This window comes from Leifsonia sp. EB41 (assembly GCF_041262565.1).
Classification (GTDB): domain Bacteria; phylum Actinomycetota; class Actinomycetes; order Actinomycetales; family Microbacteriaceae; genus Leifsonia.
On sequence record NZ_JBGCCJ010000001.1, the window covers coordinates 1,936,643 to 1,962,513 of the forward strand.

General features: G+C 69.4%; 26 protein-coding genes, 1 pseudogene and 1 riboswitch. Of the genes and pseudogenes, 14 read left to right on the forward strand and 13 right to left on the reverse strand.

From position 1 onward, the window contains the following. Nucleotides 1–83: 83 nt before the first annotated feature. From ABH923_RS09440 to ABH923_RS09450, 3 genes are all read left to right on the forward strand, one after another. Complete coding sequence (locus tag ABH923_RS09440) at nt 84–779, forward strand: hypothetical protein (RefSeq protein WP_370055109.1); 696 nt, start codon at nt 84–86, stop codon at nt 777–779. A 9-nt stretch (nt 780–788) separates the two neighbouring features. After that, a complete protein-coding gene (locus tag ABH923_RS09445) occupies nt 789–1,529 on the forward strand; it encodes a cysteine hydrolase family protein (protein WP_370055110.1) in 741 nt (246 codons plus the stop codon). Between the two features lie 198 nt (nt 1,530–1,727). Next, the gene (locus ABH923_RS09450; RefSeq protein WP_370055111.1) at nt 1,728–3,410 is read left to right on the forward strand and encodes an alkaline phosphatase family protein; all 1,683 of its coding nucleotides are present in this window, start codon (nt 1,728–1,730) and stop codon (nt 3,408–3,410) included. A gap of 79 nt (nt 3,411–3,489) precedes the next feature. Here the strand turns inward: ABH923_RS09450 and ABH923_RS09455 are convergent, their stop codons facing one another. From ABH923_RS09455 to ABH923_RS09475, 5 genes are all read right to left on the reverse strand, one after another. Beyond that, complete coding sequence (locus ABH923_RS09455) at nt 3,490–3,903, reverse strand: heat shock protein transcriptional repressor HspR (RefSeq protein WP_370055112.1); 414 nt, start codon at nt 3,901–3,903, stop codon at nt 3,490–3,492. A gap of 2 nt (nt 3,904–3,905) precedes the next feature. Next, complete coding sequence (locus ABH923_RS09460) at nt 3,906–4,898, reverse strand: DnaJ C-terminal domain-containing protein (RefSeq protein WP_370055113.1); 993 nt, start codon at nt 4,896–4,898, stop codon at nt 3,906–3,908. A gap of 139 nt (nt 4,899–5,037) precedes the next feature. Beyond that, the gene (locus tag ABH923_RS09465; protein WP_370055114.1) at nt 5,038–5,688 is read right to left on the reverse strand and encodes a nucleotide exchange factor GrpE; all 651 of its coding nucleotides are present in this window, start codon (nt 5,686–5,688) and stop codon (nt 5,038–5,040) included. 2 nt (nt 5,689–5,690) lie between these two features. Next, nucleotides 5,691–7,559: a molecular chaperone DnaK gene (gene dnaK, locus ABH923_RS09470; RefSeq protein WP_370055115.1), complete on the reverse strand. Its 1,869-nt coding sequence runs from the start codon at nt 7,557–7,559 to the stop codon at nt 5,691–5,693. A 169-nt stretch (nt 7,560–7,728) separates the two neighbouring features. Beyond that, nucleotides 7,729–9,333 carry an MFS transporter gene (locus tag ABH923_RS09475; RefSeq protein ID WP_370055116.1) on the reverse strand — a complete coding sequence of 535 codons (1,605 nt, stop codon included), beginning with the start codon at nt 9,331–9,333 and terminating at the stop codon, nt 7,729–7,731. A gap of 84 nt (nt 9,334–9,417) precedes the next feature. Between ABH923_RS09475 and ABH923_RS09480 the strand changes: the two genes are divergently transcribed. Both ABH923_RS09480 and ABH923_RS09485 read left to right on the forward strand, forming a co-directional pair. Then, nucleotides 9,418–10,143 (forward strand): GTP pyrophosphokinase family protein, encoded by a 726-nt coding sequence (locus ABH923_RS09480; protein WP_370055117.1) that lies wholly within the window; start codon nt 9,418–9,420, stop codon nt 10,141–10,143. A gap of 48 nt (nt 10,144–10,191) precedes the next feature. Continuing rightward, nucleotides 10,192–10,764, forward strand: coding sequence for a signal peptidase II (locus ABH923_RS09485; RefSeq protein ID WP_370055118.1), 573 nt, complete (start codon nt 10,192–10,194; stop codon nt 10,762–10,764). Between the two features lie 56 nt (nt 10,765–10,820). On the opposite strand, the gene ABH923_RS09490 is transcribed toward ABH923_RS09485, so the two are convergent. Then, nucleotides 10,821–11,600, reverse strand: coding sequence for an SDR family oxidoreductase (locus ABH923_RS09490; RefSeq protein WP_370055119.1), 780 nt, complete (start codon nt 11,598–11,600; stop codon nt 10,821–10,823). 77 nt (nt 11,601–11,677) lie between these two features. Between ABH923_RS09490 and ABH923_RS09495 the strand changes: the two genes are divergently transcribed. Both ABH923_RS09495 and ABH923_RS09500 read left to right on the forward strand, forming a co-directional pair. Next, complete coding sequence (locus ABH923_RS09495; protein ID WP_370055120.1) at nt 11,678–12,316, forward strand: DUF2461 domain-containing protein; 639 nt, start codon at nt 11,678–11,680, stop codon at nt 12,314–12,316. A gap of 52 nt (nt 12,317–12,368) precedes the next feature. Further along, nucleotides 12,369–13,799, forward strand: coding sequence for an MFS transporter (locus ABH923_RS09500; RefSeq protein ID WP_370055121.1), 1,431 nt, complete (start codon nt 12,369–12,371; stop codon nt 13,797–13,799). A gap of 3 nt (nt 13,800–13,802) precedes the next feature. Here ABH923_RS09500 and ABH923_RS09505 read toward each other — a convergent pair whose 3' ends face one another. Continuing rightward, a complete protein-coding gene (locus ABH923_RS09505) occupies nt 13,803–14,606 on the reverse strand; it encodes a MarR family transcriptional regulator (protein WP_370055122.1) in 804 nt (267 codons plus the stop codon). A 56-nt stretch (nt 14,607–14,662) separates the two neighbouring features. Here ABH923_RS09505 and ABH923_RS09510 point away from each other — a divergent pair, with 56 nt between their 5' ends. From ABH923_RS09510 to idi, 3 genes are all read left to right on the forward strand, one after another. Then, nucleotides 14,663–15,634, forward strand: a complete 972-nt coding sequence (locus ABH923_RS09510) for a hypothetical protein (protein ID WP_370055123.1) — start codon at nt 14,663–14,665, stop codon at nt 15,632–15,634. Beyond that, on the forward strand, nt 15,565–15,864 hold the full coding sequence (locus ABH923_RS09515; RefSeq protein WP_370055124.1) for a hypothetical protein: 300 nt from the start codon (nt 15,565–15,567) through the stop codon (nt 15,862–15,864). The genes ABH923_RS09510 and ABH923_RS09515 overlap by 70 nt, the downstream gene beginning before the upstream one ends. A 91-nt stretch (nt 15,865–15,955) precedes the next feature. After that, the gene (gene idi, locus ABH923_RS09520; protein ID WP_370055125.1) at nt 15,956–16,507 is read left to right on the forward strand and encodes an isopentenyl-diphosphate Delta-isomerase; all 552 of its coding nucleotides are present in this window, start codon (nt 15,956–15,958) and stop codon (nt 16,505–16,507) included. 139 nt (nt 16,508–16,646) lie between these two features. On the opposite strand, the gene ABH923_RS09525 is transcribed toward idi, so the two are convergent. The 5 genes and pseudogenes from ABH923_RS09525 to ABH923_RS09545 all read right to left on the reverse strand — a co-directional run bounded on the left by ABH923_RS09525 (nt 16,647) and on the right by ABH923_RS09545 (nt 20,306). After that, complete coding sequence (locus tag ABH923_RS09525; RefSeq protein ID WP_370055126.1) at nt 16,647–17,174, reverse strand: hypothetical protein; 528 nt, start codon at nt 17,172–17,174, stop codon at nt 16,647–16,649. Between the two features lie 23 nt (nt 17,175–17,197). Further along, nucleotides 17,198–17,803 (reverse strand): dCTP deaminase, encoded by a 606-nt coding sequence (gene dcd, locus ABH923_RS09530; protein WP_370055127.1) that lies wholly within the window; start codon nt 17,801–17,803, stop codon nt 17,198–17,200. A 60-nt stretch (nt 17,804–17,863) separates the two neighbouring features. Continuing rightward, the gene (locus ABH923_RS09535; RefSeq protein WP_370055128.1) at nt 17,864–18,058 is read right to left on the reverse strand and encodes a hypothetical protein; all 195 of its coding nucleotides are present in this window, start codon (nt 18,056–18,058) and stop codon (nt 17,864–17,866) included. 118 nt (nt 18,059–18,176) lie between these two features. After that, a pseudogene (locus ABH923_RS09540) lies at nt 18,177–18,542 on the reverse strand (ATP-binding cassette domain-containing protein); the annotation flags it as partial. Nucleotides 18,543–18,569: 27 nt separating this feature from the next. Then, entirely contained in the window at nt 18,570–20,306 is a 1,737-nt protein-coding gene (locus ABH923_RS09545; protein WP_370055129.1) for an ABC transporter permease, read from the reverse strand. Between the two features lie 218 nt (nt 20,307–20,524). After that, a riboswitch (M-box (ykoK) riboswitch) is annotated at nt 20,525–20,694 on the reverse strand. Nucleotides 20,695–20,814: 120 nt separating this feature from the next. Here ABH923_RS09545 and ABH923_RS09550 point away from each other — a divergent pair. The 4 genes from ABH923_RS09550 (at nt 20,815) to ABH923_RS09565 (ending at nt 24,932) form a co-directional block, all read left to right on the forward strand. Beyond that, the gene (locus ABH923_RS09550; protein ID WP_370055130.1) at nt 20,815–21,417 is read left to right on the forward strand and encodes a helix-turn-helix domain-containing protein; all 603 of its coding nucleotides are present in this window, start codon (nt 20,815–20,817) and stop codon (nt 21,415–21,417) included. Next, a complete protein-coding gene (locus ABH923_RS09555; protein ID WP_370055131.1) occupies nt 21,414–22,667 on the forward strand; it encodes an MFS transporter in 1,254 nt (417 codons plus the stop codon). Before ABH923_RS09550 ends, ABH923_RS09555 begins: the two co-directional genes overlap by 4 nt. 328 nt (nt 22,668–22,995) lie before the next feature. Then, nucleotides 22,996–24,558, forward strand: coding sequence for a class I adenylate-forming enzyme family protein (locus ABH923_RS09560; protein ID WP_370057331.1), 1,563 nt, complete (start codon nt 22,996–22,998; stop codon nt 24,556–24,558). Beyond that, entirely contained in the window at nt 24,555–24,932 is a 378-nt protein-coding gene (locus ABH923_RS09565) for an antibiotic biosynthesis monooxygenase family protein (RefSeq protein WP_370055132.1), read from the forward strand. The genes ABH923_RS09560 and ABH923_RS09565 overlap by 4 nt, the downstream gene beginning before the upstream one ends. Here ABH923_RS09565 and ABH923_RS09570 read toward each other — a convergent pair. Further along, on the reverse strand, nt 24,856–25,824 hold the full coding sequence (locus ABH923_RS09570) for a LysR family transcriptional regulator (RefSeq protein ID WP_370055133.1): 969 nt from the start codon (nt 25,822–25,824) through the stop codon (nt 24,856–24,858). The two genes, ABH923_RS09565 and ABH923_RS09570, sit on opposite strands and share 77 nt — an antisense overlap. Nucleotides 25,825–25,871: the final 47 nt, after the last annotated feature.

Here is a 25,871-nt window from a genome sequence, read left to right on the forward strand (position 1 = left end):
GAGGCCGCGCACCAGCCTACCCGCGGCGCGGGCGGGTGCGGCGCAGATGACGGACACGCGTGCGCGTCGGTAAGCTCTCCGCCATGACGGGCGAACTGGTCGGGAGCAGCGCAGGCGGCGCCGCCGTCCCCGTTCCAGGCGCCCGGCCCTGGACCGACGCCGACAGCGCGCTCTGGCACACCGCGCGCATCCTCGACGCGGTGGCGGGCGGCGTCGTGCCCGACCAGGGAATCCGCACGCTGTTCCCGCTGCACGACGGGGAGGTCGCGCTCGCGCAGGGCACGTACACGCTCGACTCGATGCGGGCGCTCGGCGACGGCAGCTACCAGCGCACCGGCTCGTACGCGTTCGGCTTCGGCGTGGTCGGCCTGGCGGTGACGGCCGGCACGCTGGCCGCCAACGCCTCGCGGAACAACGCCGCCCGCGCGCAGGCCGCGGCCGACGCGCAGGTGGTCTGGCGGCCCGACCACGCGGGGCTGCTGACGGTCACCAACCTCGGCTTCTTCATCGTCACCAGCACCGGCACGTTCTGGTGGGAGTGGGCGTCCGTGGACCTCATGCAGGTGGTCGCGTTCAACACGGTCGTACTGCAGGGCCGCTCGGATCGGGGCCCCGTCACCTGGCGCGTCTACTCCTACTGGGCGGAGCTGCTGTTCGTGCTGTGGGCGCAGGCCCGGCATCCCGGCCACCCGCAGCTCGCCGGCCGGGCATGGCTTCCGGAGCGGTGGGAGGCGTGGGCCGGGTCGGTGGGGCACCCGCTTCCGGCCGCGCAGCGTTAGAGTGCGGACATGAAGCGCGCACTCATCGTGATCGACGTGCAGAACGAGTACGTCACCGGCAACCTGAAGATCTGCCACCCTGACCTGATGACCTCGATCCCGAACATCGAGGTCGCGATGGACGCGGCCGCCGACCACGACGTGAAGCTCGTGCTCGTGCAGCACATCGAGGACGAGGGGTCGCCGGTGTTCGCGCGCGGCTCGGAGGGCGCGGCCCTGCACTCGTCGGTCGCCGACCGGAAGCCGGACCTCCTGGTCACGAAGCAGGGCGTCTCCTCGTTCGCGGGCACCCAGCTCGAGCAGTGGCTGCGCTCGGAAGGCATCGACACCGTCACGATCGCCGGCTACATGACCCAGCACTGCTGCGCAGGGACGGCCCGCGACGCGGCGGCGCTCGGCTTCACGGTGGAGTTCCTGTCCGACGCGACCGGGACGCTCGACCTCGTCAACGAGGCCGGGTCGATCTCGGCGGACGCCCTCCACATCAGCGTGCTGGTGACGATGGACTCGGAGTTCGCCGCCGTCGCGACCACCGAGGAGTGGACGCTGGCGGTGGAGGCCGGCGACACCCTCCCGGTCTCGAACCTCTGGGACAGCACGGGCCACGCGCGGGTGCCGGGCAAGCACGAGGAGCTGCACAAGCTGATGCGGGAGGTCCGCGCGGGCATCGACAGCGACATCGCCGCCGAGGAGGCGCGCGAGTTCCGCAACACGCTGTACGTCGGCCAGGGCGCCTCCACGTCGCTCTGACCACGGGTTCTCCTGAGCAGATCCGCAGGCCCGCGGGCGCTCACCTGAGAGCGCGCTCCACGCCGTCCCCCGCCCGGTGAACGCTGCGTGAAGCCTGGGCGAGCAGTTGCGCCGGGACATGGTGGCTCCCGCGCGCGCGGGCCACGATCGACGAGGTTGAACGCCCCCGTTCGGGGGCGACCTCTCGAAAGGATGCTGATGGCCCCCATCAGACGGACCGCACGCCCCCGGGTCCTCGCAGCGAGCGCCGCCATCGCCGGCGGAGCGCTGCTCGTCGGCGTCACCGCCGCGCCCTCCCTCGCCGACGAAGGCCAGGGCCACGGCGCCCGCGCCGACGTGAAGCACGTGCTCCTCCTCTCGGTGGACGGCCTCCACCAGAAGGACCTCGACTGGTACGTCCGCACGCACCCCGCGTCCGCGATGGCGGCCCTGGCGGCGCACGGCACCGACTACACGAACGCCTCCACCCCGGTCCCCTCCGACTCGTTCCCCGGGATGGTCGCCCAGGCCACCGGCGGCAACCCGGGCACCACGGGTGTCTACTACGACGACACCTTCAACCACGCGCTCCTGCCCGCCGGCACGACGAACTGCGTCGGCGTGAAGCCGGGCGCGGAGGTCGCCTTCACCGAGGCCGCCGACAAGAACCAGGCGAGCATCGACGCCGGTCAGGGTCTCGCCGGGCTCCCCGGCAGCATCCTGTCGATGACGGGCACCCCCGCCAGCCTGCTCGACCCCGCGCAGCTTCCGGTCGACCCTGCCACGTGCAAGCCGGTCTACCCGCACCAGTACATCAAGGTGAACACGATCTTCGAGGTCGCCAAGCAGGCCGGCCTCCACACGGCGTGGAGCGACAAGCACCCCGCCTACGAGATCCTCAACGGCCCGTCGGGCACCGGGGTCGACGACCTCTTCACCCCGGAGATCAACAGCAACGCCGCCGCGCCGTTCACCGGCGACTGGACGCAGGACAACCTGGCGACGCAGCAGTACGACGGCTACAAGGTTCAGGCCGTGCTCAACGAGATCGACGGCAAGGACCACTCGGGCACGAAGCCCGAGCCTGTGCCCGGGATCTTCGGCATGAACTTCCAGACGGTCTCGACCGCGCAGAAGCTGCCGACCTCGGACGGGCTGACCGGAGGCTACCTCGCCGACGGCTCTACCCCTGGCCCGCTGCTGACCAAGGCGCTCGGCTACATCGACGCGTCGCTGGGCGCGTTCACCGCCGAGCTGAAGAAGACCGGGCACGCGGATGACACGACGATCATCCTGTCGGCCAAGCACGGCCAGTCCCCGACGAACCCGGCCGCCCTCAAGCGCGTCCCCGACGGGCCGATCATCGCCGGTCTGAACGCGGCGTGGAAGGCCGCCCACCCGGCCGCGGGCGACCTGGTCGCGTTCTCGACGGACGACGACATCATGCAGCTCTGGCTGAACGACCACACGCAGGTCGCAGCCGACTTCGCCAAGCAGTACCTGGCGACGCACACCGCTGCGGGCAACACCATCACGAAGGCGCCGGTCACGGTGCCGGCCTCCGGCCTCACCACGATCTACGCCGGACCGGGCGTCGCGAAGTACTTCGGCACCGCGAACACCGACCCGCGCATCCCGGACGTGCTCGGCATCGCGCAGACCGGCGTCGTCTACACGGGCGGCACCGCGAAGATCGCGGAGCACGGCGGCGCGAGCGCCGACGACCGCAACGTCCCGATCCTGGTTTCGGCCCCGGGCGCGAAGCACGCGCAGCGGATCGGCGCCCCGGTCGAGACGACGCAGATCGCGCCCACCATCCTGAGCCAGCTCGGGCTCGACCCGCGCGCCCTCCAGGCGGTGAAGATCGAGGGGACGAAGGTCCTCCCCGCTTCGAAGCGCTAACGGACACGACTGAGGGGCACGTTGTTGTCACTTTCCACACGGAAAAGTGACAACGACGTGCCCCTCGGCGTTTGGGGCGCTAGCGCTCGAGCGGGCGCCAGACCACGATCTGGTTGCTGCGGCGGACGCGGGTGCCGGCGCGCATGGAGACGACCTCCCCCTCCGATCCGGCGGCGAAGACGCGCCGACCGGGGCGGTTGAGCAGCTCGTCGGCGAGCGCCGACTCCAGGTCGCGCACCCGGTCGCTCAGCGCGTTGACGTGATCCTCCAGCTCCAGGATGCGGCGGATGCCCTCCAGGCTGACGCCCTCGGAGCCCAGCCGCGCGATCTCGCGGAGCTTCTCGACGTCGCGCATCGAGTAGCGGCGCGACTTGCCGGCCGTCCGGCCGGGGCTCACGAGCCCGAGCCGGTCGTACTGCCGGAGCGTCTGCGGGTGCATGCCCGCCAGCTCGGCGGCGATCGAGATCACGAAGACCTGCGTGTTCTCGTCCATGGCTAGCCCCGAGCCTTGGCCAGGATGTCCTCTCGCGGGTTCTCGTCGGGAAGCTTCTCGGCGAAGGCCTCGAGAGCCTCCTTGGCGTCACTGGACAGGTGCGACGGGACAGCGACCTGCACGACGGCGAGGAGGTCACCCGTGCCCTTCGCCGTCTGCACGCCCCGGCCCTTCACCCGCAGCACGCGGCCGCTCGGGGTGCCGGGGGCGACGCGCAGTTTGACCGGCTCGCCGCCGAGCGTCGGCACCTCGATGGTCGCGCCGAGCGCGGCCTCCGCGAAGGTGACCGGCACGGTGACGCGGAGGTTCAGGCCGTCGCGCTCGAACACGGGATGCTTGCGCACGGCCACGGTGAGGACGATGTCGCCGGCCTCCCCGCCGTCCGGGCTGGGCTGGCCCTTGCCGCGCAGCTTGATCTTCTGGCCGTCGGCCACGCCCGCCGGGATCTTCACCTTGAACGGCTTGCCGTCCGCGGCCTGGAGGCTGATGGTCTCGCCCTTGGTCGCGGTGAGGAAGTCGATGGTGGTGTGAGCGGTCACGTCGTTGCCGCGGGTCGGGCCGCCGTAGCCGCGGTAGCCGCCGCTCGTCGTGCCGAACCGACCGTTGCCGAAGAGGCCGCCGAAGACGTCGTCGAAGCCGCCCTGGCCGCCCTGCTGGAATGTGTAGCCGCGCTGGCCGCCCTGGCCGCCGAACATCCCGCCGAACACGTCGTCGAAGCCGCCCTGGCTGCTCGAACCCGGAGCGGTGAACCGCGCGCCGGAGCCCATCGCGCGGATCTGGTCGTACTCCTTGCGCTGCTCGGGGTCGGCGAGCACCGAGTGGGCCTCGCTGATCTCCTTGAACTTGGCCTCCGCCGCCGGGTCGCCCGGGTTGGAGTCCGGGTGGTACTTGCGCGCGAGCTTGCGGTACGTCTTCTTGAGGTCCGCCTCGCTGACGTCCTTGGAGACGCCTAGGACCTTGTAGAAGTCCTTGTCGAACCAGTCCTGGCTTGCCACGGCGCCTCCTCTCCTGCCTGTGCTGTCGTGGTCGCCGCCCTCGTGGGGCGCGTCGTCTGTGTCGAAGTCTGCATGTGTCGTGGCGCGAGGAGCGGCGGGACACGCATCCCGCCGCTCCTGGCGCTCATCGTCCGGCCGGTCAGGCCGGGGTGGCGACGACCACCTTGGCCACCCGGACCACGGTGGAGCCCAGCCGGTAGCCCGTCTCCACCACCTCCGCGACGGTGTCGGCCGTCACGCCGGGGGTGGGCTGCTGGAAGATCGCCTCGTGGACCTGCGGGTCGAAGGGCTCGCCCTTCTCGCCGTAGGGGGTGAGGCCGAGCCGCTCGACCGCGGTGCGCAGCTTGGCCGCGATGGTCGCGAACGCGCTGCCCTCCGTGAGGTCGCCGTGCTTGTCGGCGCGCTCCACGTCGTCGAGCACCGGGATGAGACCCTTGACGGCGTCCCCGATCGCGCGCTCGCGCTCGATCTCCCGGTTGGCCTCGGTGCGCTTGCGGTAGTTCGCGTACTCCGCGGTCACCCGCTGGAGGTCGGCGAGCCGCTCCGCCGCGAGCTGGTCGGACGTGGTCTGACCGGAGAGGATGTCGAGGTCGTCGTCCGACAGGACGCTCGCCTCCTCCTCGTCGGCCGGACCGACGTCCACCAGCTCCTCGTGCGAGAGGTCGTGCTCGTCGCGCTGCGGCTCGCGAACCTTGCCGGTCTCGGGGTCGATCCTCCGCTTGTCGCGGACGATCGGCTCCTCGCGCTCCGGCTCCTCCGAGCCGGCCCCGTCTCGGTTCTTGTCGGCCATGGTTACTTCTTCTCCTCGTCCTCGACGACCTCGGCGTCGATGACGTCCTCATCGTCGGAGGAGGAGCCCTCGCCCTCGGCGCCCGCCTCGCCGGCGTCGCCGGCCGGGGCCTCGGACGCCTGCGCGGCCGAGTAGATGGCCTGGCCGATCTTCTGCTGGCTCTCGTTGAGCTTGTCGTACGCGGTCTTCACGGCCTCGTCGTCGTCGCCTGCGAGCGCGGTCTTCAGTGCGTCGATGTCGCCCTCGACCTCGTTCTTGACGTCCTCCGGGAGCTTGTCCTCGTTGTCCTTGATGAGCTTCTCGTTCGAGTAGACGAGCTGCTCGGCCTGGTTGCGGGTCTCGGCGGACTCGCGGCGCTTCTTGTCCTCCGCCGCGTGCTCCTCGGCCTCGCGCACCATGCGCTCGATGTCGTCCTTCGGCAGGCTGGAGCCGCCGGTGATCGTCATCGACTGCTCCTTGCCGGTGCCCTTGTCCTTGGCGGACACGTGCACGATGCCGTTGGCGTCGATGTCGAAGGTGACCTCGATCTGCGGGATGCCGCGGGGGGCCGGGGCGATGCCGGTCAGCTCGAAGGTGCCGAGCGGCTTGTTGTCGCGGGTGAACTCGCGCTCGCCCTGGAAGACCTGGATCGCGACGGACGGCTGGTTGTCGTCGGCCGTGGTGAAGGTCTCGCTGCGCTTGGTCGGGATGGCCGTGTTGCGCTCGATGAGCTTGGTCATGATCCCGCCCTTGGTCTCGATGCCCAGGGACAGCGGGGTGACGTCGATGAGGAGGACGTCCTTGCGCTCGCCCTTGAGGACGCCGGCCTGCAGGGCGGCGCCGACGGCGACGACCTCGTCCGGGTTCACGCCCTTGTTGGGCTCCTTGCCGCCGGTCTCCTGCTTCACGAGCTCGCTCACGGCGGGCATGCGGGTGGAGCCGCCGACGAGGACGACGTGCGCGATGTCGGACACCTTGATGCCGGCCTCGCGGATGACGTCCTGGAAGGGCTTCTTGGTGCGGTCGAGGAGGTCGCTGGTCATCTGCTCGAACTGGGCGCGGGTGAGCGTCTCGTCGAGGTTGGCCGGGCCGTTCTCGGTCAGCGACAGGTAGGGGAGCTGGATGCTGGTGCTCATCGAGGAGCTGAGCTCCTTCTTGGCCTGCTCAGCGGCCTCCTTGAGGCGCTGCAGCGCGATCTTGTCCTTGGAGACGTCGACGCCGGTGGAGTCCTTGAAACGCTTGATCAGCCAGTCGACGACGCGCTGGTCCCAGTCGTCGCCGCCGAGGCGGTTGTCGCCGGCGGTCGAGCGGACCTGGATGGTCGAGAAGTCGTCGTCCTTGCCCACCTCGAGGAGGGAGACGTCGAAGGTTCCGCCACCGAGGTCGAAGACGAGGATGAGCTCGTCCTCCTTGCCCTTGTCGAGGCCGTACGCGAGGGCCGCGGCGGTGGGCTCGTTGATGATGCGGAGCACGTTGAGGCCCGCGATCTCGCCGGCCTCCTTGGTGGCCTGGCGCTCGGCGTCGTTGAAGTAGGCCGGGACGGTGATCACGGCGTCGGTGACGGTGTCGCCGAGGTACTGCTCGGCGTCGCGCTTGAGCTTCTGCAGGATGCGGGCCGAGATCTCCTGGGCGGTGTACTTCTTGCCGTCGATCTCCTGGGTCCACGTGGTGCCCATGTGGCGCTTGACGGACGAGATGGTGCGGTCGACGTTGGTGACCGCCTGGCGCTTGGCGGTCTCGCCGACGAGCACCTCGCCGTCCTTGGTGAAGGCGACGACGGAGGGCGTGGTGCGGAAGCCCTCCGCGTTGGCGATGACCGTGGGCTCGCCGCCCTCGAGCACCGAGACGACGGAGTTGGTGGTTCCGAGGTCGATTCCTACTGCACGTGACATATGTGCTTTCTCTCCTTTGTTGCTGGCGTTGGATAGCCGGTGAAGTCATGGGGTCAAGAGTTGAGCCTCGACGGCTCAAGCCTGACATCCCGGGTGGGAGGCTGTCAAGCCGTGCGGATCAAAACTTGAGTACCTTTGACTCAACTTTGAGGTCGGCTGGTCTATTCCGCTAACCGAGAACCGGCGCATCGCTGTCCGACGGCGCGGGGTCCGGGAGGCGCCGCATCCGCAGCGCGTTGCCCGCGCCCAGCAGGCCCGCGGCGAGCGGCACCAGCAGCGCGACCTGGAGCGCGATCGGCCGCGACTCGGTGTTGATGCGGACGACCTCCGCGCGGACCTCCGGCGTCTCGGCGGCCAGCTGCTTCTCGAGCTGGGTGTTCGACATCACCTGGGCGTCCTCCTCAAGCGCTGTCGCCACCTGCTGCTTGTCGGCGGTCGGGAGGACAGTGCTCGCGTTCGTCATCGCGGTGAAGGTGAAGGCGAGCGTCGCCAGCATGATCGCGCCGGCGAACGCCAGGCCGAACGACAGCCCGAACGAGCCGGCGGCGGAGTTGACACCCGCGGCCTCGCTGACCCGCTCGTCGCTGATCGGCGACAGGGTGTAGTTGTTGAGCTGCGAGACCAGGAGACCGAGGCCGCTGCCCGAAACGATCAGCGGGATGGTCAGGAACCAGCCGTTCGTGGCGATCGGCACGATCGGCAACAGGATCGCGATACCGGCTACGGAGAGCAGGAAGCCCCACAGGATCAGGTTCGCGGGGCGGCCCTTCGCCCTCCGGCCGGCGAGCAGTGCGACGACGAACATGCTCAACGACAGCGGGGCGATGGAGAGGCCGGCCTGCAGCGCGTTGTACTCCAGCACCATCTGCAGATAGATGGGCAGCGCGATCATGGTGCCGCCGAGCGCCACCTGCTGGAGGAGCTGGCCGCTGACGCCGGTGCGGAAGAGCTTCGACGAGAACAGGGCGGGGTCGAGGAGGGTCGGCTTGCCGCGGCGGGCGCGCGAACGCAGCCAGAACACGAGGCCGACGAGCGCCGCGACGCCGACGACGATCAGCAGCAGCACGTACTGGCCGCCCTCCTGCCAGACCAGGATGCCGGTCACGATGCCGCCCATCCCGACGACCGACAGCAGCGCGCCGACCAGGTCGATCGAGCGCGAGCCGGTGTACGGGACGTCGTGGACCAGCCCGATCCCGGCGAGCACCACCGCGATGATGACGGCCTCCAGCAGGAACCCGACCCGCCACGACAGGAAGGTCGTGATGAACCCGCCCAGCAGCGGCCCGACGGCGGCGGCGATGGCGGCGGACGCGCCGACGAGCGCGTAGACCCGTTTCTGGTGCGCGCCCTCGAAGTTGCCGTGGATGAGCGACTGCATCGCCGGCAGCAGCAGCGAGGCGCCGATCCCGCCGACCACCGCCCAGAAGATGATGATCGCGATGAGGTTCTGCGCAAGAGTCATCGCGACGGCGCCGACGGCGTAACCGAGCAGGCCGAGGATGTACGCGAGCTTGCGGCCGATGAGATCGCCGGTCTTGCCGCCGATCAGGATGAACGCGGCCGAGACCAGGGCCTCCAGCGCGATCGCGCCCTGGACTCCGCTGACCGTGGTGTGCAGGTCGTGGACCACGGCCGAGATCGAGACGTTCATCAGCGAGGTGTCCACGACGAGCACGAACATCGCCATCGCGAGCAGGATCGCGAGGCGGAAGTTGAAGGGCGCGGCGGCTCCCGTCGCGTCGCTCACAGGCGTTTCGGCTCCCCCGGTCATGCGCACACGAAAGCACAGCCACCGGGGGTTTGGCGACAGGGGATTCACACCGGTTCCACAACCCGCGTCGATAGCGTCGATGACATGGATTCGGACCCGGCCCCGCTGCTCTCCACCCGGGCGATCGAGGCTCTGCAGAGCATCGATCCGGCCACGCTCAGCGAGGTGCAGGCGTTCCGCGAGGACTTCGCGCGGTTCATCATGCCGTACAAGTTCGGCATCGACGAGATCTCCACCAAGGTGTCCATCCTGCGCGAGGAGTTCGCCGAGCTGCACGACTACAACCCGATCGAGCACATCTCCAGCCGGCTGAAATCGGCCGAGAGCCTGGAGCAGAAGGTCATCCGGAAGAACTGCGAGCCGTCGTTCGACGCGATCCGCGACGCCATCACCGACATCGCGGGCGTGCGGATCGTCTGCTCGTTCGTCTCCGACGTCTACCGCGTATTCGAGCTGCTGACGGCGCAGGAGGATGTGCGCGTGCTGCGCGTGAAGGACTACATCGCGCACCCGAAGCCCAACGGGTACAAGAGCCTGCACGTCATCGTGGAGGTGCCGGTCTTCCTCAGCGGCGGGCCGGTCGCGGTTCCGGTGGAGGTGCAGCTCCGCACGGTGGCGATGGACTTCTGGGCGAGCCTCGAGCACAAGATCTACTACAAGTACGACGGCGAGGTGCCGGAGGCGCTGCTGCGCGACCTCACGGCGGCGGCGGGCACGGCGGGGCAGCTCGACATCACGATGGAGGACATCCACCGGCAGGTGCGCGGGGACGGCGGGGCCGAGCAGTACGCGTTGCCGGTGTCGGTCTAGCGAGATAGCTCGTCGTTTCGCGTCCCGCGCGCATGCGAGGATGACACGGTGAGCGAGAGCACCGAACCGTCCGAGCAGCAGGCGGACGCCGAATTCCCGCGGCGCCGCTCGCGTGCGCTGGTCCTCATCCTGGTCATCGCCGTCGTCGTCGTGCTCGCGGACCAGCTCACCAAGCTGTGGGCGACCGCGAGCCTCCAGGTCGGCGTCTACCACTCGCTGATCGGGAACCTGCTCGGCATCCAGCTCATCTACAACTCGGGTGCGGCGTTCTCGTTCCTGGTGGACCAGACCTGGGTGTTCACGATCATCGCCGCACTGGCGGTCGTCGCGCTCCTCTATTTCTCGCGGCGGGTGGGCGCGCGGTCGTGGGCCATCGCGTTCGGCCTCCTGCTCGGCGGCGCGGTGACCCACCTGGGCGACCGGCTGTTCCGGGCGCCGTCGTTCGGGCAGGGGCACGTGGTCGACTTCATCGCCTACGCGAACTGGTTCATCGGGAACGTCGCGGACATCGCGATCTTCTGCGGCGCGGTGCTGGCGCTCATCCTCGCCGTCGTCGGAGTGCCACTCCGCGGCGGCCCGCGGCACCATCACGGCGACGATTCCGCACGAATCACGGCGTAGCGGCCAGCGACATTCGCCACGAATCGACGCTTAGCGCGCGCGAAACGCGACATTCGTCACGAATCGCGCGCGACGGTGGCGAGGTAGTCGTCGAAAGTGACGGTGCCGAGCTGGGCGTCGGGCCCCGGCAGCAGGGTGCCGTCGCGGAGCGCGCGGCCCCAGCGGCCGGGCAGCGGCACCGCGAACACACGGGCGGTGCTCCCGACCGCGGCGAGGTAGCGGCGGACGAGGGCGGGCATGTCCTCCACCTGCGGGCCGCCGAGGTCGCGGCTGAGCCCGACCGGCTCCCCGGTCGCCAGCTCGGCGAGGCGCGCGCCGACCTCCGCCGCCGCGACCGGCTGCGACCGCACCGCAGGGACCGGCTTCACGCGGCCGCGGGACCGCGCCGCGAGCTGGGATGCGAACTCGTGGAACTGCGTCGCACGCAGCAGGCTCCAGCCGTCCCCACTCGCCATCACCAGCCGCTCCTGGGCGGCCTTGCCCGCGTAGTACGCGTAGGGCGCCGCCGCCGCGCCCACGATCGAGAGCGCGACGTGATGCTTCACACCGGCGGCCCGCTCCGCAGTGAGGAGCGCCGTCGTCACCGCCTCGAAGAAGCGTGTGGAGGCCGCGCCTCCCATCGTCGTCACCGAGGTCACATCCACGACGGCCGCACAGCCGTCGAGCGTGCGGGCGAGCCGGTGCGCCTCGCCCGTGTCGTGGGCCGCGGCGAGGAGGTCCGTGCCCTGGGAGCGGCTCAGCACCACCGCCTCGTGCCCCGCCCTCCGCAGAGCTTCGACCGTGCGAGCACCCACCACGCCGGTTCCGCCGGCGACCGCGACCTTCATCGTGTCCATACCGACAGCATCCGCACTCCACGCCTCCTGGACAACCTCTCATCCGGGCGGCCCGCGCGCCGACGTACGATCGGGCCATGACATTCACCGGGTTCGACGAGGACGCGATCGCGTTCTACCGTGAGCTGACCGTGCACAACGACAAGGCCTTCTGGCTGGAGAACCGGGACCGCTACGAGACGCGCGTCGCCGGGCCGCTCCACGCGCTCGCGGACGAGCTGGAGCCCGAATTCGGGGCGGGAAAGCTGTTCCGGCCGTACCGCGACGTGCGGTTCTCGGCGGACAAGTCGCCGTACAAGCTGCACGCGGCGATGACGTTCGAGCGCGGCGGCTACGTGCAGGTGTCGGCGGAAGGACTCGCAGCGGGGGCGGGCGCCCACCAGCTCGACAGGGCGCAGCTCGACCGGTACCGCCGCGCAGTGGACGCCCCGAAGACCGGCGGCGAGCTGACGGCGGCGGTGGAGGCGGTCCGGGCGGCGGGGATCGGCATCGAGGGCACCGACCAGCTCAAGACCGCGCCGCGCGGGTTCGCGGCCGACCACCCGCGCGCGGAGCTGCTCCGCTACAAGGGGCTGATCACGTGGGAGGAGTGGGGCGTCCCCGACTGGTTCGCGACGCCGGAGGCCGCCGAGCGGATCGCGGGGTTCCTGCACGACAGCGAGCCGGTGACGGGGTGGCTGCGCGCGTACGTGCTCGCCGGCGACGGCACGCGCTGACCCCGCACGCGCGGTTCACCGCGCGTTCCCCGCCACGCCCTACGCTGTCCCCATGACGACCGAACGACCGGCGGGCGGCGACGGCGACGCCCTCGCGACCGCGGCCAGCCCGATCTTCGCCGACAGCTCCACCGAGCGCCGCATCCCGCGCAGCTGGGTGGCGTCGTGGGCGCTGTGGGATGCCGGCGGCGCCGCCTTCAACGCGGTCATCACCACGTTCGTCTTCACGGTCTACCTGACCTCCGACTACTTCATCTCCCCCGGGCTCGTCTCAGCGCAGAACGCGGAGAAGGACGCCTCCGGGCCGGCTCACCACGCGGTGACCGGCGCGATCGCCGGCCTCTCCAGCGGGCTGGCGTGGGGCATCGGGATCGCCGGGATCGTCGTCGCCGTCCTCGCACCCGTGCTCGGGCGGCGAACGGACGGCTCCGGCCGCCGCAAGCTGTGGCTGGGGATCAACACCGGCGTCGTGGTGGTCCTCACCGCGCTGATGTTCTTCGTCGTCGGCGAGCCGTCGTTCTTCCTGTTCGGCGTCGTCCTCGTCGCGGTCGGGACCGTGTTCTACGAGATCGCGACCGTCAACTACAACGCGATGCTCGTGCAGGTCTCGACGCCCAAGACGGTCGGCCGTGTGAGCGGACTCGGCTGGGCCAGCGGCTACTTCGGCGGCATCCTGCTGCTCGTCATCGTGCTCGTGCTGCTCGCGTCACCCAACGGCGACGGCACGGGAGGCATCCTCCACGTCACGACGGATCATGGGCTCAACTACCGGCTCGTTGCGCTGGTCGCCGCGATCTGGGCGCTCGCGCTGTCCATCCCGGTGCTGCTGAAGGTTCCGGAGGCGCCGGCCAACCGGCGGCTGCCGCGGGTCGGGTTCTTCGCGTCGTACGGGCTGCTGTTCCGCGACCTCGGGGTGCTGTGGCGGGAGAGCAGGAACACGGTGCTGTTCCTCATCTCGTCCGCGCTGTTCCGGGACGGGCTGGTGGGCGTGTTCACGTTCGGCGGCATCCTCGCGAAGGGGACGTTCGGGTTCAGCCAGTCGGGCGTGATCGTGTTCGCCATCGCGGCGAACGTGGTCGCGGGGCTGAGCACGGTGCTGTCCGGGCGGTTCGACGACCGGTTCGGCGCGAAGCCGGTGATCGTTACGGCGCTGGTCGGACTGGTGATCGCGGGACTCGCGGTGTTCTTCCTCCACGACGGCGGGGCGATCGCGTTCTGGGTGTTCGGGCTGCTCCTGTGCCTGTTCGTCGGGCCGGCGCAGTCGGCGAGCCGGACCTTCCTGACCCGGGTGACGCCGGCCGGGCGCGAAGGCGAGGTGTTCGGGCTGTACGCGACGTGCGGGCGGGCGGTGTCGTTCGTGGCGCCGCTGCTGTTCGCGCTGTTCGTCGCGGTCGGCGGGGCGCAGTACTGGGGCATCCTCGGGATCGTGCTCGTGCTGCTGGTGGGGTTGCTGCTGTTGATTCCGGTGCGGTCGCCGCGGTAGGAGTCAGCGAGGCCAGGCCTGGACGAAGCGGGCGAAGAGTTCGGCGAAGGTGCGGGCCTCCTCGGGGGTGAAGGAGGCCAGGGCGGTCTCGACGGCGGAGCGGCGGTGGTCCTGGACCTCTCCGAGCTGTGAGCGCCCGGCGGTGGTCAGCTGGATGAGCGCCCGCCGCGCGTCGGACGGGTCGGGCACGCGCCGCACGAGCCCGCGCTCCACGCCCTCCTGCACGAGCCGGCTCGCGCGCGGCTGATCGACGCCGATCGCGGTGGCGAGGGAGCTGACCGAGAGCTGCCGCCCCTCCGCCTCGGCCGCGGCCAGCGCCTCGAGCATCCGGACGCGGGCGAAGCGGCCGAGCGATCCGTCGCGTCCGCGGCGACCGGGACCGGGGCGGGCGGAGTCGCCGAACGGTCCGGGGAATCCGGCCCACGGGCCGCGCGGGGACCAGGTGTGCGGGTCGAAGCCGTGCGGGGTGGGGTGGGAGTGGCCGTGATGGTCGTGGGGGGCGGTGGCGTTGCGCGCGTCGGTGTCGTCGATGGCGGGGTGGGCGGAGTCGTGGTCGGGACGCTGGTGGTCCGTGTCGCGGTCGCGGGTCTGGTCGGCGCCATCGGTGGGGCCGCTGTGATCCGTGCCGTTGCCGCCGTGGTCGACGCCGTGGTTGGCGCGGCCGTGACCGGGGTAGGCGCCGTGGTCCCACGGCCCGGTCGGGCGGCGGCGCGACTGGTCGCGGCGGACGGCGACCAGTGAGCGCTCGATGAGTGCGACCACGTCCGCTTCGGGCGAACGGTCCTGCTCTTGACGATCCTCAGCCATGCATGTAACTATACATTTACTTGTAACAGTACATAGAAAACGAAGGGAGTCTCCCGATGACGACCATCGACGACTCGAACACCCACGATTCATCCGACACCCCGCCGTACTTCTGGTTCGGCGAGATCAGCGCGCGCCTCCGCGCCCGGACGCGCGACGAGCTCCACGAGCTCGACCTCGGCCGCCGGGGCTGGCGCGTGCTGCACACCCTCGCGGACGGCCCGGCCACCGCCGACGAGCTCTACGCCTCCCTCCCGCACCGCGGGCGCCGCGGCGGACGCCCATTCGGAGGCCAGCCCACGGACGCCGGACGTCCTGACGCGGCGGACGCGCCTTCCGACGAGCAGACCCACGCGGCCGCTGGTCCTCGGGAATGGCGCGGCCGCCCCGACTGGATGCGGCGCGAATGGGAGCGCCGCCAGCAGATGTACCGCGCGTGGATGGAGCACGACAACTCCCGCGTGCAGGACGGGCCGCACGACCACGACGGGCACGACCACGACCACGGCGCGCACGACCACGGACCCGACCACACCGGCCACACACACGACCAGAGCGAAGCCGACTCCTATGGGCCCGACCGCGGCGCCCACGCGCACGGCGACGAGCACCAGGGGCACGACCACGACCACCAGGGGCACGACCACCACCAGGAGCACGAGCACGGCGACCACTCCCACCACCCGCATCCCGACCACCACGGCGCCGAGCAGGCGTTCGAGCGCGGCTTCGAGCGCGGCTTCGTCCGCGGCGTCGAGCGTGCGCACGCCGGGCACGGCTTCGGTCCCGGCGGATCCGGGCATGGCTGGCCCGGGTACGGCGGCTTCGGCCCGGCCGCTACGGTCGCGGCTTCGGCCCCGGCCGGTTCGGTCCCGACGCGTGGGGGCACGAGCACGCAGGGCACGGCCGTCCGCCGTTCGCCGGCCGGCACGGTTTCGAGGGGCGTTGCCGCGGCGGCGTGGACCGCATCCTCGCGGACTTCGTCGAGCGCGGCTGGGTCTGGTTCGACGGGGATCGCGCGACGCTGACCGACGAGGGACGCGCCGCGCACGACGCCGCGGCCGAGCACATCCGCACGGCGCGGGCGACGGTGTCCGAGGGCATCGACCCCGCCGACCTCGCCACCACGCTCGCCACCCTCGAGGCGATGGCGCGCAATCTCGGCTGGACGCCGCGCGCGGAGGAGGCCGAGGAGACCACCACCGCCCCCGACTCCCAACAGGGCACCGACCCGGAAGTGGGCACCGACGCCGATTGAGGCGCCGGCAGACTCCGAGGGGGCGCGACCACCGGCCGCGCCCCCTCGCCGCACCCCTTTCCCCCGCCCCGCCCGCGCCTAGGATGGACGCATGACGTCACCGCGCGAAGAGGTCGTCCTGCTCGCGGAGGACGGCACCCCGATCGGGACCGCGGACAAGGCGACCGTCCACACCACGGACACGCCCCTCCACCTGGCCTTCTCCTGCCACCTCTTCGACGGCGAGGGCCGCATCCTCGTGACCCGCCGCGCGCTGAGCAAGGCGACCTGGCCTGGCGTCTGGACCAACTCGTTCTGCGGGCATCCGGCTCCTGGCGAGTCCATGGAGGCCGCGATCGCGCGCCGCGCGGCCGACGAGCTCGGCACCTCGGTGGAGAACCTCGTGCCGGTCATCCCCGACTTCCAGTACCGCGCCACCGACGCCGCCGGCATCGTCGAGTACGAGGTCTGCCCGGTGTTCACGGCGACGATCGCCGCCGACCTGAACCCGTCCGCCGACGAAGTCGCCGAATGGGAGTGGGTCGACCCGCGTGCGCTGCTGGCGGCGGTGGAGGCCACGCCGTGGGCGTTCAGCCCCTGGCTGACCCTCCAGTTGCCCGCTCTCTACGCCGACGACGCACCCGAAGCTTCAGGCCAGCTGTGAGTCTGACTCACTATTTTCCACCTGTGTAATCGACTGTGGATAACTCGCGGAGCGTATGCCGCGAAGCGAATCCATTCGGAGACGAAGCAGTTCGCCGAGGTATCAGTTGCGGGACCGCACAGCCGCGGCGCACGACGGATCAGCCCGTGCGCACCGCGTCGACGTGCTGCTCCAGCCACCAGGTGCGGCCCTCGTCGTTCGAGACCCAGCCGTCCCACTCGAACGACTCGGCGGTGATCTTCGAGAAGTTCCAGCGGATCGGCCGGCCGTCGGTCTGGGTGCCGTCCTGCCGGATGCCGTCGCGGCGATGCGGTGTGGCGACCAGCGTGCAGAAGTCGCCGGCCGCGGCGCCGAACCAGCTCACCCGCCACGCGCCGAGCGTCGAGTCGTAGACGCGCACGGTCGAGCCGTGGGCGGCGAGGGACTCGGGATGCTCGGGGTCGCGCGCCACCAGCACGTCCTGCACGGCCCGGCCGCCGAGCGTGTACGCGAACACCCACTCCTCGACCCGTTCCGTCCACGCACCCGAGGCCTCGTCCAGGAAGCGGACGTCGGCCCGCCAGCTCCCGACGAGCTGCCCGAACAGGTGCATCCGTTGCGGACGCTCCGGCGTCGGCTCGGCCGCGATCAGGGCTCGCGCGAAAAGGGAATCGGTCGACTCGCTCATGGGCAGCCCTCTCGGGTCGGGGACTAGGAGGACGGGCGTCCGGCTTCGGTCGCGGACACGTCGGTCCGGTGGAAGTTGAGGTACGAACGTGAGGCAGTCGGTCCGCGCTGGCCCTGGTACCGCGAGCTGTACTCGGCCGAGCCGTACGGCTTCTCGGCCGCGGACGACAGCCGGAAGAAGCACATCTGGCCGATCTTCATCCCCGGCCACAGCTTGATCGGCAGCGTCGCGACGTTGCTCAGCTCCAGGGTCACGTGCCCGGAGAAGCCGGGGTCGATGAACCCCGCCGTGGAGTGGGTGAGGAGGCCGAGCCGCCCGAGCGAGCTCTTGCCCTCCAGCCGCGCGGCAACGTCGTCGGGCAGACTCACCAGCTCGAACGTGGACCCGAGCACGAACTCGCCCGGGTGCAGGATGAATGCCTGGTCGGGGTCCACCTCGACGAACCGGGTCAGCTCCGGCTGGTCGATCGCGGGGTCGATGTACGGGTACTTGTGGTTGTCGAACAGGCGGAAGAAGCGGTCGAGCCGGACGTCGATGCTCGACGGCTGGACCATCGCCGGCTCGTACGGCTCCAGCGCGATCCGCCCGGCACCCAGTTCGGACTTGATATCACGATCGGAGAGAAGCACGCGCCCAGCCTATCGGGTGCGCGGGCACCGGCATCGGGGGTTACGCCGGAGGTCGGACGCTCACAGCCGCAGGCCGCCCTCCAGGAACGAGAACGCCCGGTCCACGAGCACAGCCAGCTCCGCATCCGGGTCGTCGGCGAGCTCCGAGAGCACCGCGAACATGCTGCCGATGATGGCGCCCGCGAGGGTGCGGACGGCGAAGTCGTCGCGCGGGCGGCCGGCACGGTCGGCGATCGCCTCGGAGATCAGGAGCATCGACTGCGAGAGCTGGTCGAGGATCGCGCCGCGCAGCGCGGGGACGTCGAGGACGAGGGGCGGAGAGCTCCTTGGGGTAGGCGGACTCGAACCCGTCCAGGCCGATCTGGTCGATCGCGCGGAGGGCGCGCTCGCGCCGCGCCTCGGGGCGGACGCCCTTGGCCTCCAGCCCGAGCTCGACGTTCTCGAGCACGGTCAGCCACGGAAGCAGCGCGAACGACTGGAAGACCAGCGCCGTGCCCGGGTTGGCGCCGTTGAGCACCCCACCCTTGAACGAGACGGTTCCGGCGGTCGGTGCGATCAGCCCGGCGATGCAGCGCAGCAGCGTGCTCTTGCCGGAGCCGGAGCGGCCGAGGAGGGCGACGATCTCGCCCTGGTGGATGGTGAGCGTGACGCCGGAGAGCACGGTCTTCTCGCCGCCGTCGGTGGCGAACGACTTGGTGACGTCGCGGACGTCGATGAGTGCGGTGTTCGTGGTGATCATGATGGGAGCCCCCTCACGGGCGGAAAGTCACAGGCTGAAGCGCTTCTCGGCGACCGCGTAGAGCCGTCGCCAGAACAGGCGGTTGAGTCCGACGACGAAGACGGACATGACGATGACGCCGACGAGCACGCGTGCCATGTCGCCGGTCTGGGTGGCGTCGGCGATGTACGCGCCGAGGCCAGTCGCGGTGTAGGTGTGGTGGTTGTACGTGACGACCTCGGCGACGATGGACGCGTTCCACGCTCCGCCCGCCGCGGTGATGCCGCCGGTGACGTAGGCCGGGAAGATCGCCGGGAGGATCAGCCTCCGCCAGCGCTGCACGCGGCCCACCCCGAAGCTGTCCATCGCCTGCCGCAGGTCGGTCGGGATGGCACTGGCCCCGGCGATGACGTTGAACAGGATGTACCACTGCGACCCGAGCGCCATCAGGAGGATGCCGCCGTAGTCGAGCGGGATGCTCGTCGCCACGAAGAACGCGATCGCGAACGGGAACAGGAAGTTCGCCGGGAAGCTCGCCAGCAGCTGCACGACCGGCTGGGCCAGCCGGCTGATCCGCGGGTTCATGCCGATCCACACGCCGATAGGCACCCAGACGATGGTCGCGAACAGCAGGATGACGACGACGCGCGCCATCGTGACCGCGCCGAGCCCGAACGCCTCCAGGAACGCGCCCATCCCCAGCGAGTGCTGGATGAACAGGTAGGAGGCGATGGCGCCCACGACGATCGCGGCGACGACGAGCACGGTCACGACCACGTCCAGCGTGCGCTTGCGCACCTCCGGCACCCGCAGGGGATGCTCGGCCAGCCCGAACGGCCGGGTCGCCTTCTCGAGCCCGCGCCCGATCGGGGCGAACCCGCGCTCCACGACGCGCGGCAGCCAGGACCGGCTGATCACGTCGAGGACGACGCTGCGCGGCCGGTCGGTGGGCGCGGTGTCCTCCTGGCGGAAGCGCTCGGCCCAGGCGACCAGCGGACGCCAGAACAGGAAGTTCACCCCGAGGACCATGACCGCCATCGTGACGATCGCCCAGCCGACCCGGTCGAGCTGGCCGGCCTCCACCGCCGAGGCGACGTAGGCGCCGACGCCGGGCAGCGCGAAGCTGTGGTTGTTGACCGTGATCGCCTCGGAGGCCGCCAGGAAGAACCAGGCGCCGCCGAAGCTCATCATGCCGTTCCAGACCAGCGGGATCATCCCGGACGGGACGTCGAGCTTCCAGAACCGCTGCCACTTCGTCAGCCGCATCAGCCGGGCGGCTTCGTCGAGGTCGCGGGGCTGGCTGGTCAGCGACGCGTAGAACGAGAAGGTCATGTTCCACACCTGCGAGGTGAAGATCGCGAACACCGCGGCCGACTCCAGCCCCAGCGTGGAGCCGGGGAACAGCGCGATGAACCCGGTGACGGTCACCGACAGGAAGCCGAGGATCGGGACGGACTGCAGGATGTCGAGCGCCGGCAGGATCACCTTCTCCGCGCGCGGCAGCCGGGCGGCGGCCGTCGCGATGACGAAGGTGAACACCAGCGATGCGGCGAGCGCAGCGAACATCCGCAGCAGCGAGCGCAGCGCGTAGTACGGCAGCAGCGCCGGGTTCGTGTCGATGGACGACGGCACCTCGGCCAGCCGCACGGGCGCGGAGGCGCCGGCGGTCGCCTGGATCAGCAGGTAGAAGAGGACGACGATCGCGACGGCGACCAGGACGTCGATCCAGCGGAAGCGGACACGGCGGAGCGTGCCGGCGCCGGGGACGGTGCGGAGAAGAGGCATGACAGGACCTCCCTGAGTCGAAGGGCAGACAGGAGACGAAGGGCGTCGCCTGCCGCGCGGGACTCAGCGGCCGCCGGGCGTGGAATGCGGGGAGGCCGTGGTCGCGGGAGCGCAGCAGGGACGGAACGGACTATGGTCGTCGCTCACGGCGGATCACCTCCTCGCACTCACGGCAGGCGTGCGCCAGGCTCCACCCCCGGCCGCGTGCGCGTTCGGGGGCGAGACTCCCACGTAAGAGCTTCGGCACTGCACGACGTATCCCCTGCTGGGGAAGCCACTTGGGGTCACCCCTTAAGCCGGGGAGACCTGTCCTGATCTTGGGCGTCTCTCGACGTCGTGAGATCAGTGGCCTGTGTTCGCGCAGAAGCCTCACCTAACGAAGTTCTGCCTCAAGAACGGTAGCAGAGGATCGCGCGTGGGAGCGCAGACCCTTACGGAACCCTCACGGCGCGAGGAACAATCGCAGAAAGTCTTTTGCAGAATCTTTTCTGCGATTACACTTCCGAGTATGACCGACGAGCCGGAACCGTTCCCGGAGCTCGATCCCGCCCAGGATGTGCTGCTCAGCCCCTCCGCCATGCGCGGGCTGGTCAACCCGCTGAGACTGCGGCTGCTCGACCTCCTCCAGGCCGACGGCCCCTCCACCGCGACCGAGCTCGGCCGGCGCGTGGGCCAGTCCACCGGCGTCACCAGCTATCACCTGCGCGTGCTCGCCCAGCACGGCTTCATCGTGGAGGACGCCGAGCGCGGCAACGACCGCGACCGCTGGTGGCGCGCGGTGCACCGGTCGACGTCCTTCTCGTTCCGCGTGCCCGGCGTCGCCGCCACCGCGGAGACCGTCGACCAGGCCGTGCAGTTCGTGCGGCTCAACGCCGAGGAGTCGCACCGGCGCGTGCTGGCCTGGGTGGACACCCTGTCCAGCCAGGTGGAGGAGCTGCCGGAGCTGCCGTGGACCGTCAGCGACTGGCCGCTCACCCTCACCGTCGAGCAGGCGCGGGAGGTCACGGCGACCGTGCGTGAGCTGGTGTCGCGGTTCCGGCGCGAGCCGGGGGCGGAGGCCGGCGACGGAGTCCGGGTGCACGCGCAGTTCCAGCTCTTCCCGGAGCCATGAGCGACACCGCCCGCCGCGCTCCCCTGCTCGGGCTGATCGGCGCGTACTTGGTCTCCGGCGCCGGCACGGCGCTGTCGGCCATCGCCATCCCGTGGCTCGTGCTCGTCACGACCGGCAGCGCGGTCGCCACCGGCCTGGTCGGGTTCGCGGAGATGGCGCCGTACGTGCTGCTGCAGGCGACGGCCGGGCCACTGGTCGACCGGATCGGCCTGCGCCGCACCTTCCTGATCGGCAACCTCGTGGCCGCGGCTGCGGTGTTCGCAGTGTTCCTGCTCGGGGCGCTGGACGACCTCCCGCTCGGCGCGCTGGTGGCGCTGGTCGCGGTGGCCGGCGCCGTGCGCGGCGCTGCGGACGCGGCCTCCACGCCGATGATCCCCCCGCTGGCGCGGCTGGCCCACTGGAGCGACGAGCGCGCGGTCGGGCTCTACTCGGGCGCCAACCGCGCGGCGCTGCTGATCGGGATGCCGCTCGCCGGCGTGCTGGTCGCGCTGGTCGGCCCGGCGGTCACGATCCTGATCGACAGCCTGAGCTTCCTCTGCGCGGTCGTGGTGGTGGCCGCGACGGTGCCGCGCGTCCGGCCGGAGTCGGAGATGCCCACCGTTGCACCGCGGCTCGGCCCGCGCGCCTACTTCGCCGAGCTGCGGGAGGGGCTGCGCTTCCTCCGCGCCGACCGCCTCCTCCTCAGCCTCATGGCGTTGATCGTGCTCACGAACCTGCTCGACCAGGCGATGAGCGCGGTGTTCCTCCCGGTCTGGGCGCACGACCGGGTGCACGACGCGGTCGCGTTCGGGGTGGTCGGCGGCGCCTCCGGGTTCGGGATGCTCGCCGGCGTGCTGCTCACCGCGTGGCTGGGCCGGCGGCTCCCGCGCTGGCTGACCTTCGCCTGCTGCACCCTCCTGGCATCGGCACCGCCGTTCTTCGCGGTAGCGGGCTGGACCTCCGTCGTCGCGGTCGCCGCGGTGTTCTTCGTGTGCGGCGTCTTCGGCGGCGTCCCGAACCCGATCATCGGGGCGGTGCAGTACGAGCGGGTCCCCGCGCTGCTGCAGACCCGCGTGCTCGGGGCGATGAAGGCGAGCGCCTATCTGGGCGTGCCGTTCGGGTCGCTGCTCGGCGGCCTCCTCGCGCAGGGCGTCGGACTCACCTGGGCGTGCGTCTGTGCGGGCGTGGCGATGCTGCTCGCGACCGTCGCTCCGCTGGTGTTCCCGGTCTGGCGGCAGCTGGACCGCTTGCCCCTCCCGGTCGCCGGTTAGCGCCGTCAGGCGCCGGCCCCAGTCGGCCGAACTCGCCACCCCCGGTCTTGGGTCGCCCGACACACTCTGATCCACTCGGGCTCCTTCGATGTAGCCAAATGGCTTCGACGCGGCCAGCACCCCCGCGTGCCGGCTCACCTTGATAAGCGCATCGCAGCCCCTTCTGGTCAGGCTCGACAGTCCCGACAGCAATGAAGCATGGCTTGGGCATCGCTCATTTCGAAGTCCACATCGAAGCTCCCGATGGCTGATCGTGAGCAATATCGCCGTTCGGCATGTAGAAGTAGAAATACACGTAACGAACCGAGCTGATGTGAAGGGAAGTCGAATGCCTCTTTCTGTTTTCGAGGCCCTTCAGGATGTTGCCGTCTCAGATTCGACCCGAGGGGTTTGGGCGGACGGTCGATGGCGCAGCTGGAAGGCGTGCAAGGTAGCGGCAGACGAGGCGAGCATGAATCTGTCGCAAGCTGGGATTCGTCGAGGTCATATCGTGGCTGTTCAGCTTCCCAACAGCTGGGCGATGGTCGTGATCGCGGCCGCCCTGTCGAAGCTTGGGGCGAGCCTTCTTCCCATCCACATGTCGCTCGGCACCCTTGAAGCAGTCGCACTTCTCACCCAGGTCGAGCCTGCCCTGTTTATCGGCGCCTCCACCTACAGGGGAACCGACCGCCGCGCCGACGTCTCCAAGATGGCGCACGCTGTTCCCGACATGAGAACGATCGCTCTAGACGATCTCGACAAGGTGCCCGCACTGTGCGTCCCGGCTTTATCGGACGTAGGCGCTTGGACAGATACTCCGGGTACGGCGATTCTCCTCGTATCATCAGGGACCACATCCACTCGCCCCCGGATTTGCGTTCATTCGGAAACCTCACTCCTGCTCAACGCACGCTCAGTCGCGCGAGATGCTGGGCATGCTTCAACGGATGTCTTTCTCGCAGGCGGACAACTCAGTCATGCGTTCGGCCTGCTATCCCTCCACCTAGCCCTGGTAACTGGAGGATCGCTCGGGTTGTTCACGGAGTGGGGCCCGGAAGCGTTCCTCTCCACCATCGAAGGGTGCGAGGCAACGAGACTTCTCGCCGTCCCCACCCAGCTGAATGACCTGTTGGAAACTGCACGTCGGAACGACATTGATCTCGCGGCGACGACCCTGAGGGAGGTCCGGACCGGTGGCGCCTCTGTCTCTCGCCCGCTTTGTGAGGCGATCCGATCCCGCACGGGTGCCGAAGTTGTCGTCCAGTGGGGAATGACGGAGATTGGCGCCGGGGCGGTGTTGCGGTTCGGCGATTCTGAGCCTGACGACCTCTACGTGACCCCGCTTCCGGGATCGCGAGCACGGGTCGCGGCCGGAGCTAACGAGGAGCTCCGACTCGGTGAGCTCGAGTTCTCCAGCCCTTGGATTGCAGTCGGATATCTCGGCGCCGGCCGACAGATCGAGAGCTGCGAGCTGACTCCGGATGGATGGCTTCGGACCGGTGACCTTGCTCAGCGACGAGGAGACAGCTTCGCTCTCGAGGGCAGGCGCGACGATCGCATCAATCGGGGTGGATTGAAATTCAGCGCCGTCGAAATCGAGCAACATCTGACTGACATGCCGGAACTTTGCGCGATCGCGATCGTTGCCAAACAGGACGAGCGTCTCGGCGAGCGCGCCATTCTGTTTGCGACGCACCGCGAGGTCGCCACCGCGGTGACACTCCAAGACGTCGTAACTCACTTAGCCAACAAAGGCGTCGCGAAGTACAAGTTCCCCGAGGAGCTCTTCATCCTCGAGTCCCTCCCAATGACCCCATCCGGGAAGATCGCGAAAGGCGAGCTCAGAGCAAAGCTCGCCACTATTCACGCATCTGAATTCAGACCATCAACCACTGCAAGGAGCGAAACATGACAGCATCCACTCAACTCGCGTCGAACGACGAGAAGTTCTATATGGTCAATTTCCTTACTGTCGAACGAGAGAACCAAATCGCGCTGGCAGAGAACATGGCTGAAGCCGGAGAGAAGGCCATTCGCAATAGACCAGGGTGCATCTCGGTAAACGTGCTCAAAAGCACGGACGGATATCGCGTGCTCTACATCGCCCAGTGGGAAAGCAAAGAAGCCATCCGGGCATCGATGGGAGACCCGGTCGTCCAGGCCTACCGGGATCGCGCGGGCGAGCTTGCGGAGCCGGACGCACGCGCCTTTACCGTGTTCTCGACGCACTACCCGGATCCGATTGAGGAAGCATCTGAGTCGTCGGTACATTCGGTCGCTCGGTGAATGAACTTTTGATGATTCGCCGGAAGGACCGAATGTGATCTATCGTCGCGTGAGTACTCGCGTCACGGTTCTCCAGCCAGCTGATGTTGACGAAGCACCGGTAATCGGCATTGGATATCTCGAGTCGCTGCACTCGGTCGGCCGCAACAAGCGGGTTTATGGCCAGTTGAGGGAGAAGAGCGCAGCCCATTCCCGCGGCGACGAGCTCGCTCAAGACGCCGATGCTTTCGACAACCGTTGGAGCCATCTCCAACTTTCGGTCTCCCAGTGCAGAGTCGAACATTTCTCTAAAGCCGCACCCTGCCTCCGTCACCAGGAAGCGCTCCGAACTCAACCGATCCAGATCCACCACGCCCTCCGTCCCCACGGGGTGTCCCGTCGGAACGACGAGTACAAGGCGGCACTCGGCGACCGCCTCCGTTTGAAGGCCAAAATGGGCGGGCGGTGGACCGAAGGTGAGACTCACGTCGATCTCGTTCTCCAGCACCGCTTCGTAGAGCACGCCTCGATTCGCCCCCCGAGTCACGGCGAAGGAAACGAGTGGGTGTGACTTTTGGAACTCGCTCAGCGCCTCAGGCAGCTGTTGGATTCCCAGCGTCTCTAGCGCCCCGAGTCGAAGGGATGTTGTGGACGCCGCACGCCCGGCTACCTCATTCTCGGCTTCGTCGATAAGCGAGAGCAGCGTCCGAGAGTACCCGAGCAGCTTGCTTCCCTGCTCGGTCAGCTCAAGTCCTCGTGTGGCACGGACGAAGAGCTTTACGCCGAGATCGTTCTCCAACGACAGGATCTGTTCACTCACCGTCGATTGAGCGAAGTGCAGCTCACGTGCCGCGGCCGAGAAGCTTAGCGACCGTGCCGCAGCATCGAAGGTTCGTATGTGTCGCAACTCCATAGGTCCATACCCCGATGTGTGAAGGAACGAGCCGCAAAGCCGCAACT

Bases quoted from the DNA above. Each gene is read 5' to 3' on its own strand.
- ABH923_RS09440 (WP_370055109.1), top strand. From the start codon at position 84: ATGACGGGCGAACTGGTCGGGAGCAGCGCAGGCGGCGCCGCCGTCCCC.
- ABH923_RS09445 (WP_370055110.1), top strand. From the start codon at position 789: ATGAAGCGCGCACTCATCGTGATCGACGTGCAGAACGAGTACGTCACC.
- ABH923_RS09450 (WP_370055111.1), top strand. From the start codon at position 1,728: ATGGCCCCCATCAGACGGACCGCACGCCCCCGGGTCCTCGCAGCGAGC.
- ABH923_RS09455 (WP_370055112.1), bottom strand. From the start codon at position 3,903: ATGGACGAGAACACGCAGGTCTTCGTGATCTCGATCGCCGCCGAGCTG.
- ABH923_RS09465 (WP_370055114.1), bottom strand. From the start codon at position 5,688: ATGGCCGACAAGAACCGAGACGGGGCCGGCTCGGAGGAGCCGGAGCGC.
- dnaK (WP_370055115.1), bottom strand. From the start codon at position 7,559: ATGTCACGTGCAGTAGGAATCGACCTCGGAACCACCAACTCCGTCGTC.
- ABH923_RS09475 (WP_370055116.1), bottom strand. From the start codon at position 9,333: ATGACCGGGGGAGCCGAAACGCCTGTGAGCGACGCGACGGGAGCCGCC.
- ABH923_RS09480 (WP_370055117.1), top strand. From the start codon at position 9,418: ATGGATTCGGACCCGGCCCCGCTGCTCTCCACCCGGGCGATCGAGGCT.
- ABH923_RS09490 (WP_370055119.1), bottom strand. From the start codon at position 11,600: ATGGACACGATGAAGGTCGCGGTCGCCGGCGGAACCGGCGTGGTGGGT.
- ABH923_RS09495 (WP_370055120.1), top strand. From the start codon at position 11,678: ATGACATTCACCGGGTTCGACGAGGACGCGATCGCGTTCTACCGTGAG.
- ABH923_RS09500 (WP_370055121.1), top strand. From the start codon at position 12,369: ATGACGACCGAACGACCGGCGGGCGGCGACGGCGACGCCCTCGCGACC.
- ABH923_RS09505 (WP_370055122.1), bottom strand. From the start codon at position 14,606: ATGGCTGAGGATCGTCAAGAGCAGGACCGTTCGCCCGAAGCGGACGTG.
- ABH923_RS09510 (WP_370055123.1), top strand. From the start codon at position 14,663: ATGACGACCATCGACGACTCGAACACCCACGATTCATCCGACACCCCG.
- idi (WP_370055125.1), top strand. From the start codon at position 15,956: ATGACGTCACCGCGCGAAGAGGTCGTCCTGCTCGCGGAGGACGGCACC.
- ABH923_RS09525 (WP_370055126.1), bottom strand. From the start codon at position 17,174: ATGAGCGAGTCGACCGATTCCCTTTTCGCGCGAGCCCTGATCGCGGCC.
- ABH923_RS09535 (WP_370055128.1), bottom strand. From the start codon at position 18,058: ATGCTCCTGATCTCCGAGGCGATCGCCGACCGTGCCGGCCGCCCGCGC.
- ABH923_RS09545 (WP_370055129.1), bottom strand. From the start codon at position 20,306: ATGCCTCTTCTCCGCACCGTCCCCGGCGCCGGCACGCTCCGCCGTGTC.
- ABH923_RS09550 (WP_370055130.1), top strand. From the start codon at position 20,815: ATGACCGACGAGCCGGAACCGTTCCCGGAGCTCGATCCCGCCCAGGAT.
- ABH923_RS09555 (WP_370055131.1), top strand. From the start codon at position 21,414: ATGAGCGACACCGCCCGCCGCGCTCCCCTGCTCGGGCTGATCGGCGCG.
- ABH923_RS09560 (WP_370057331.1), top strand. From the start codon at position 22,996: ATGCCTCTTTCTGTTTTCGAGGCCCTTCAGGATGTTGCCGTCTCAGAT.
- ABH923_RS09565 (WP_370055132.1), top strand. From the start codon at position 24,555: ATGACAGCATCCACTCAACTCGCGTCGAACGACGAGAAGTTCTATATG.
- ABH923_RS09570 (WP_370055133.1), bottom strand. From the start codon at position 25,824: ATGGAGTTGCGACACATACGAACCTTCGATGCTGCGGCACGGTCGCTA.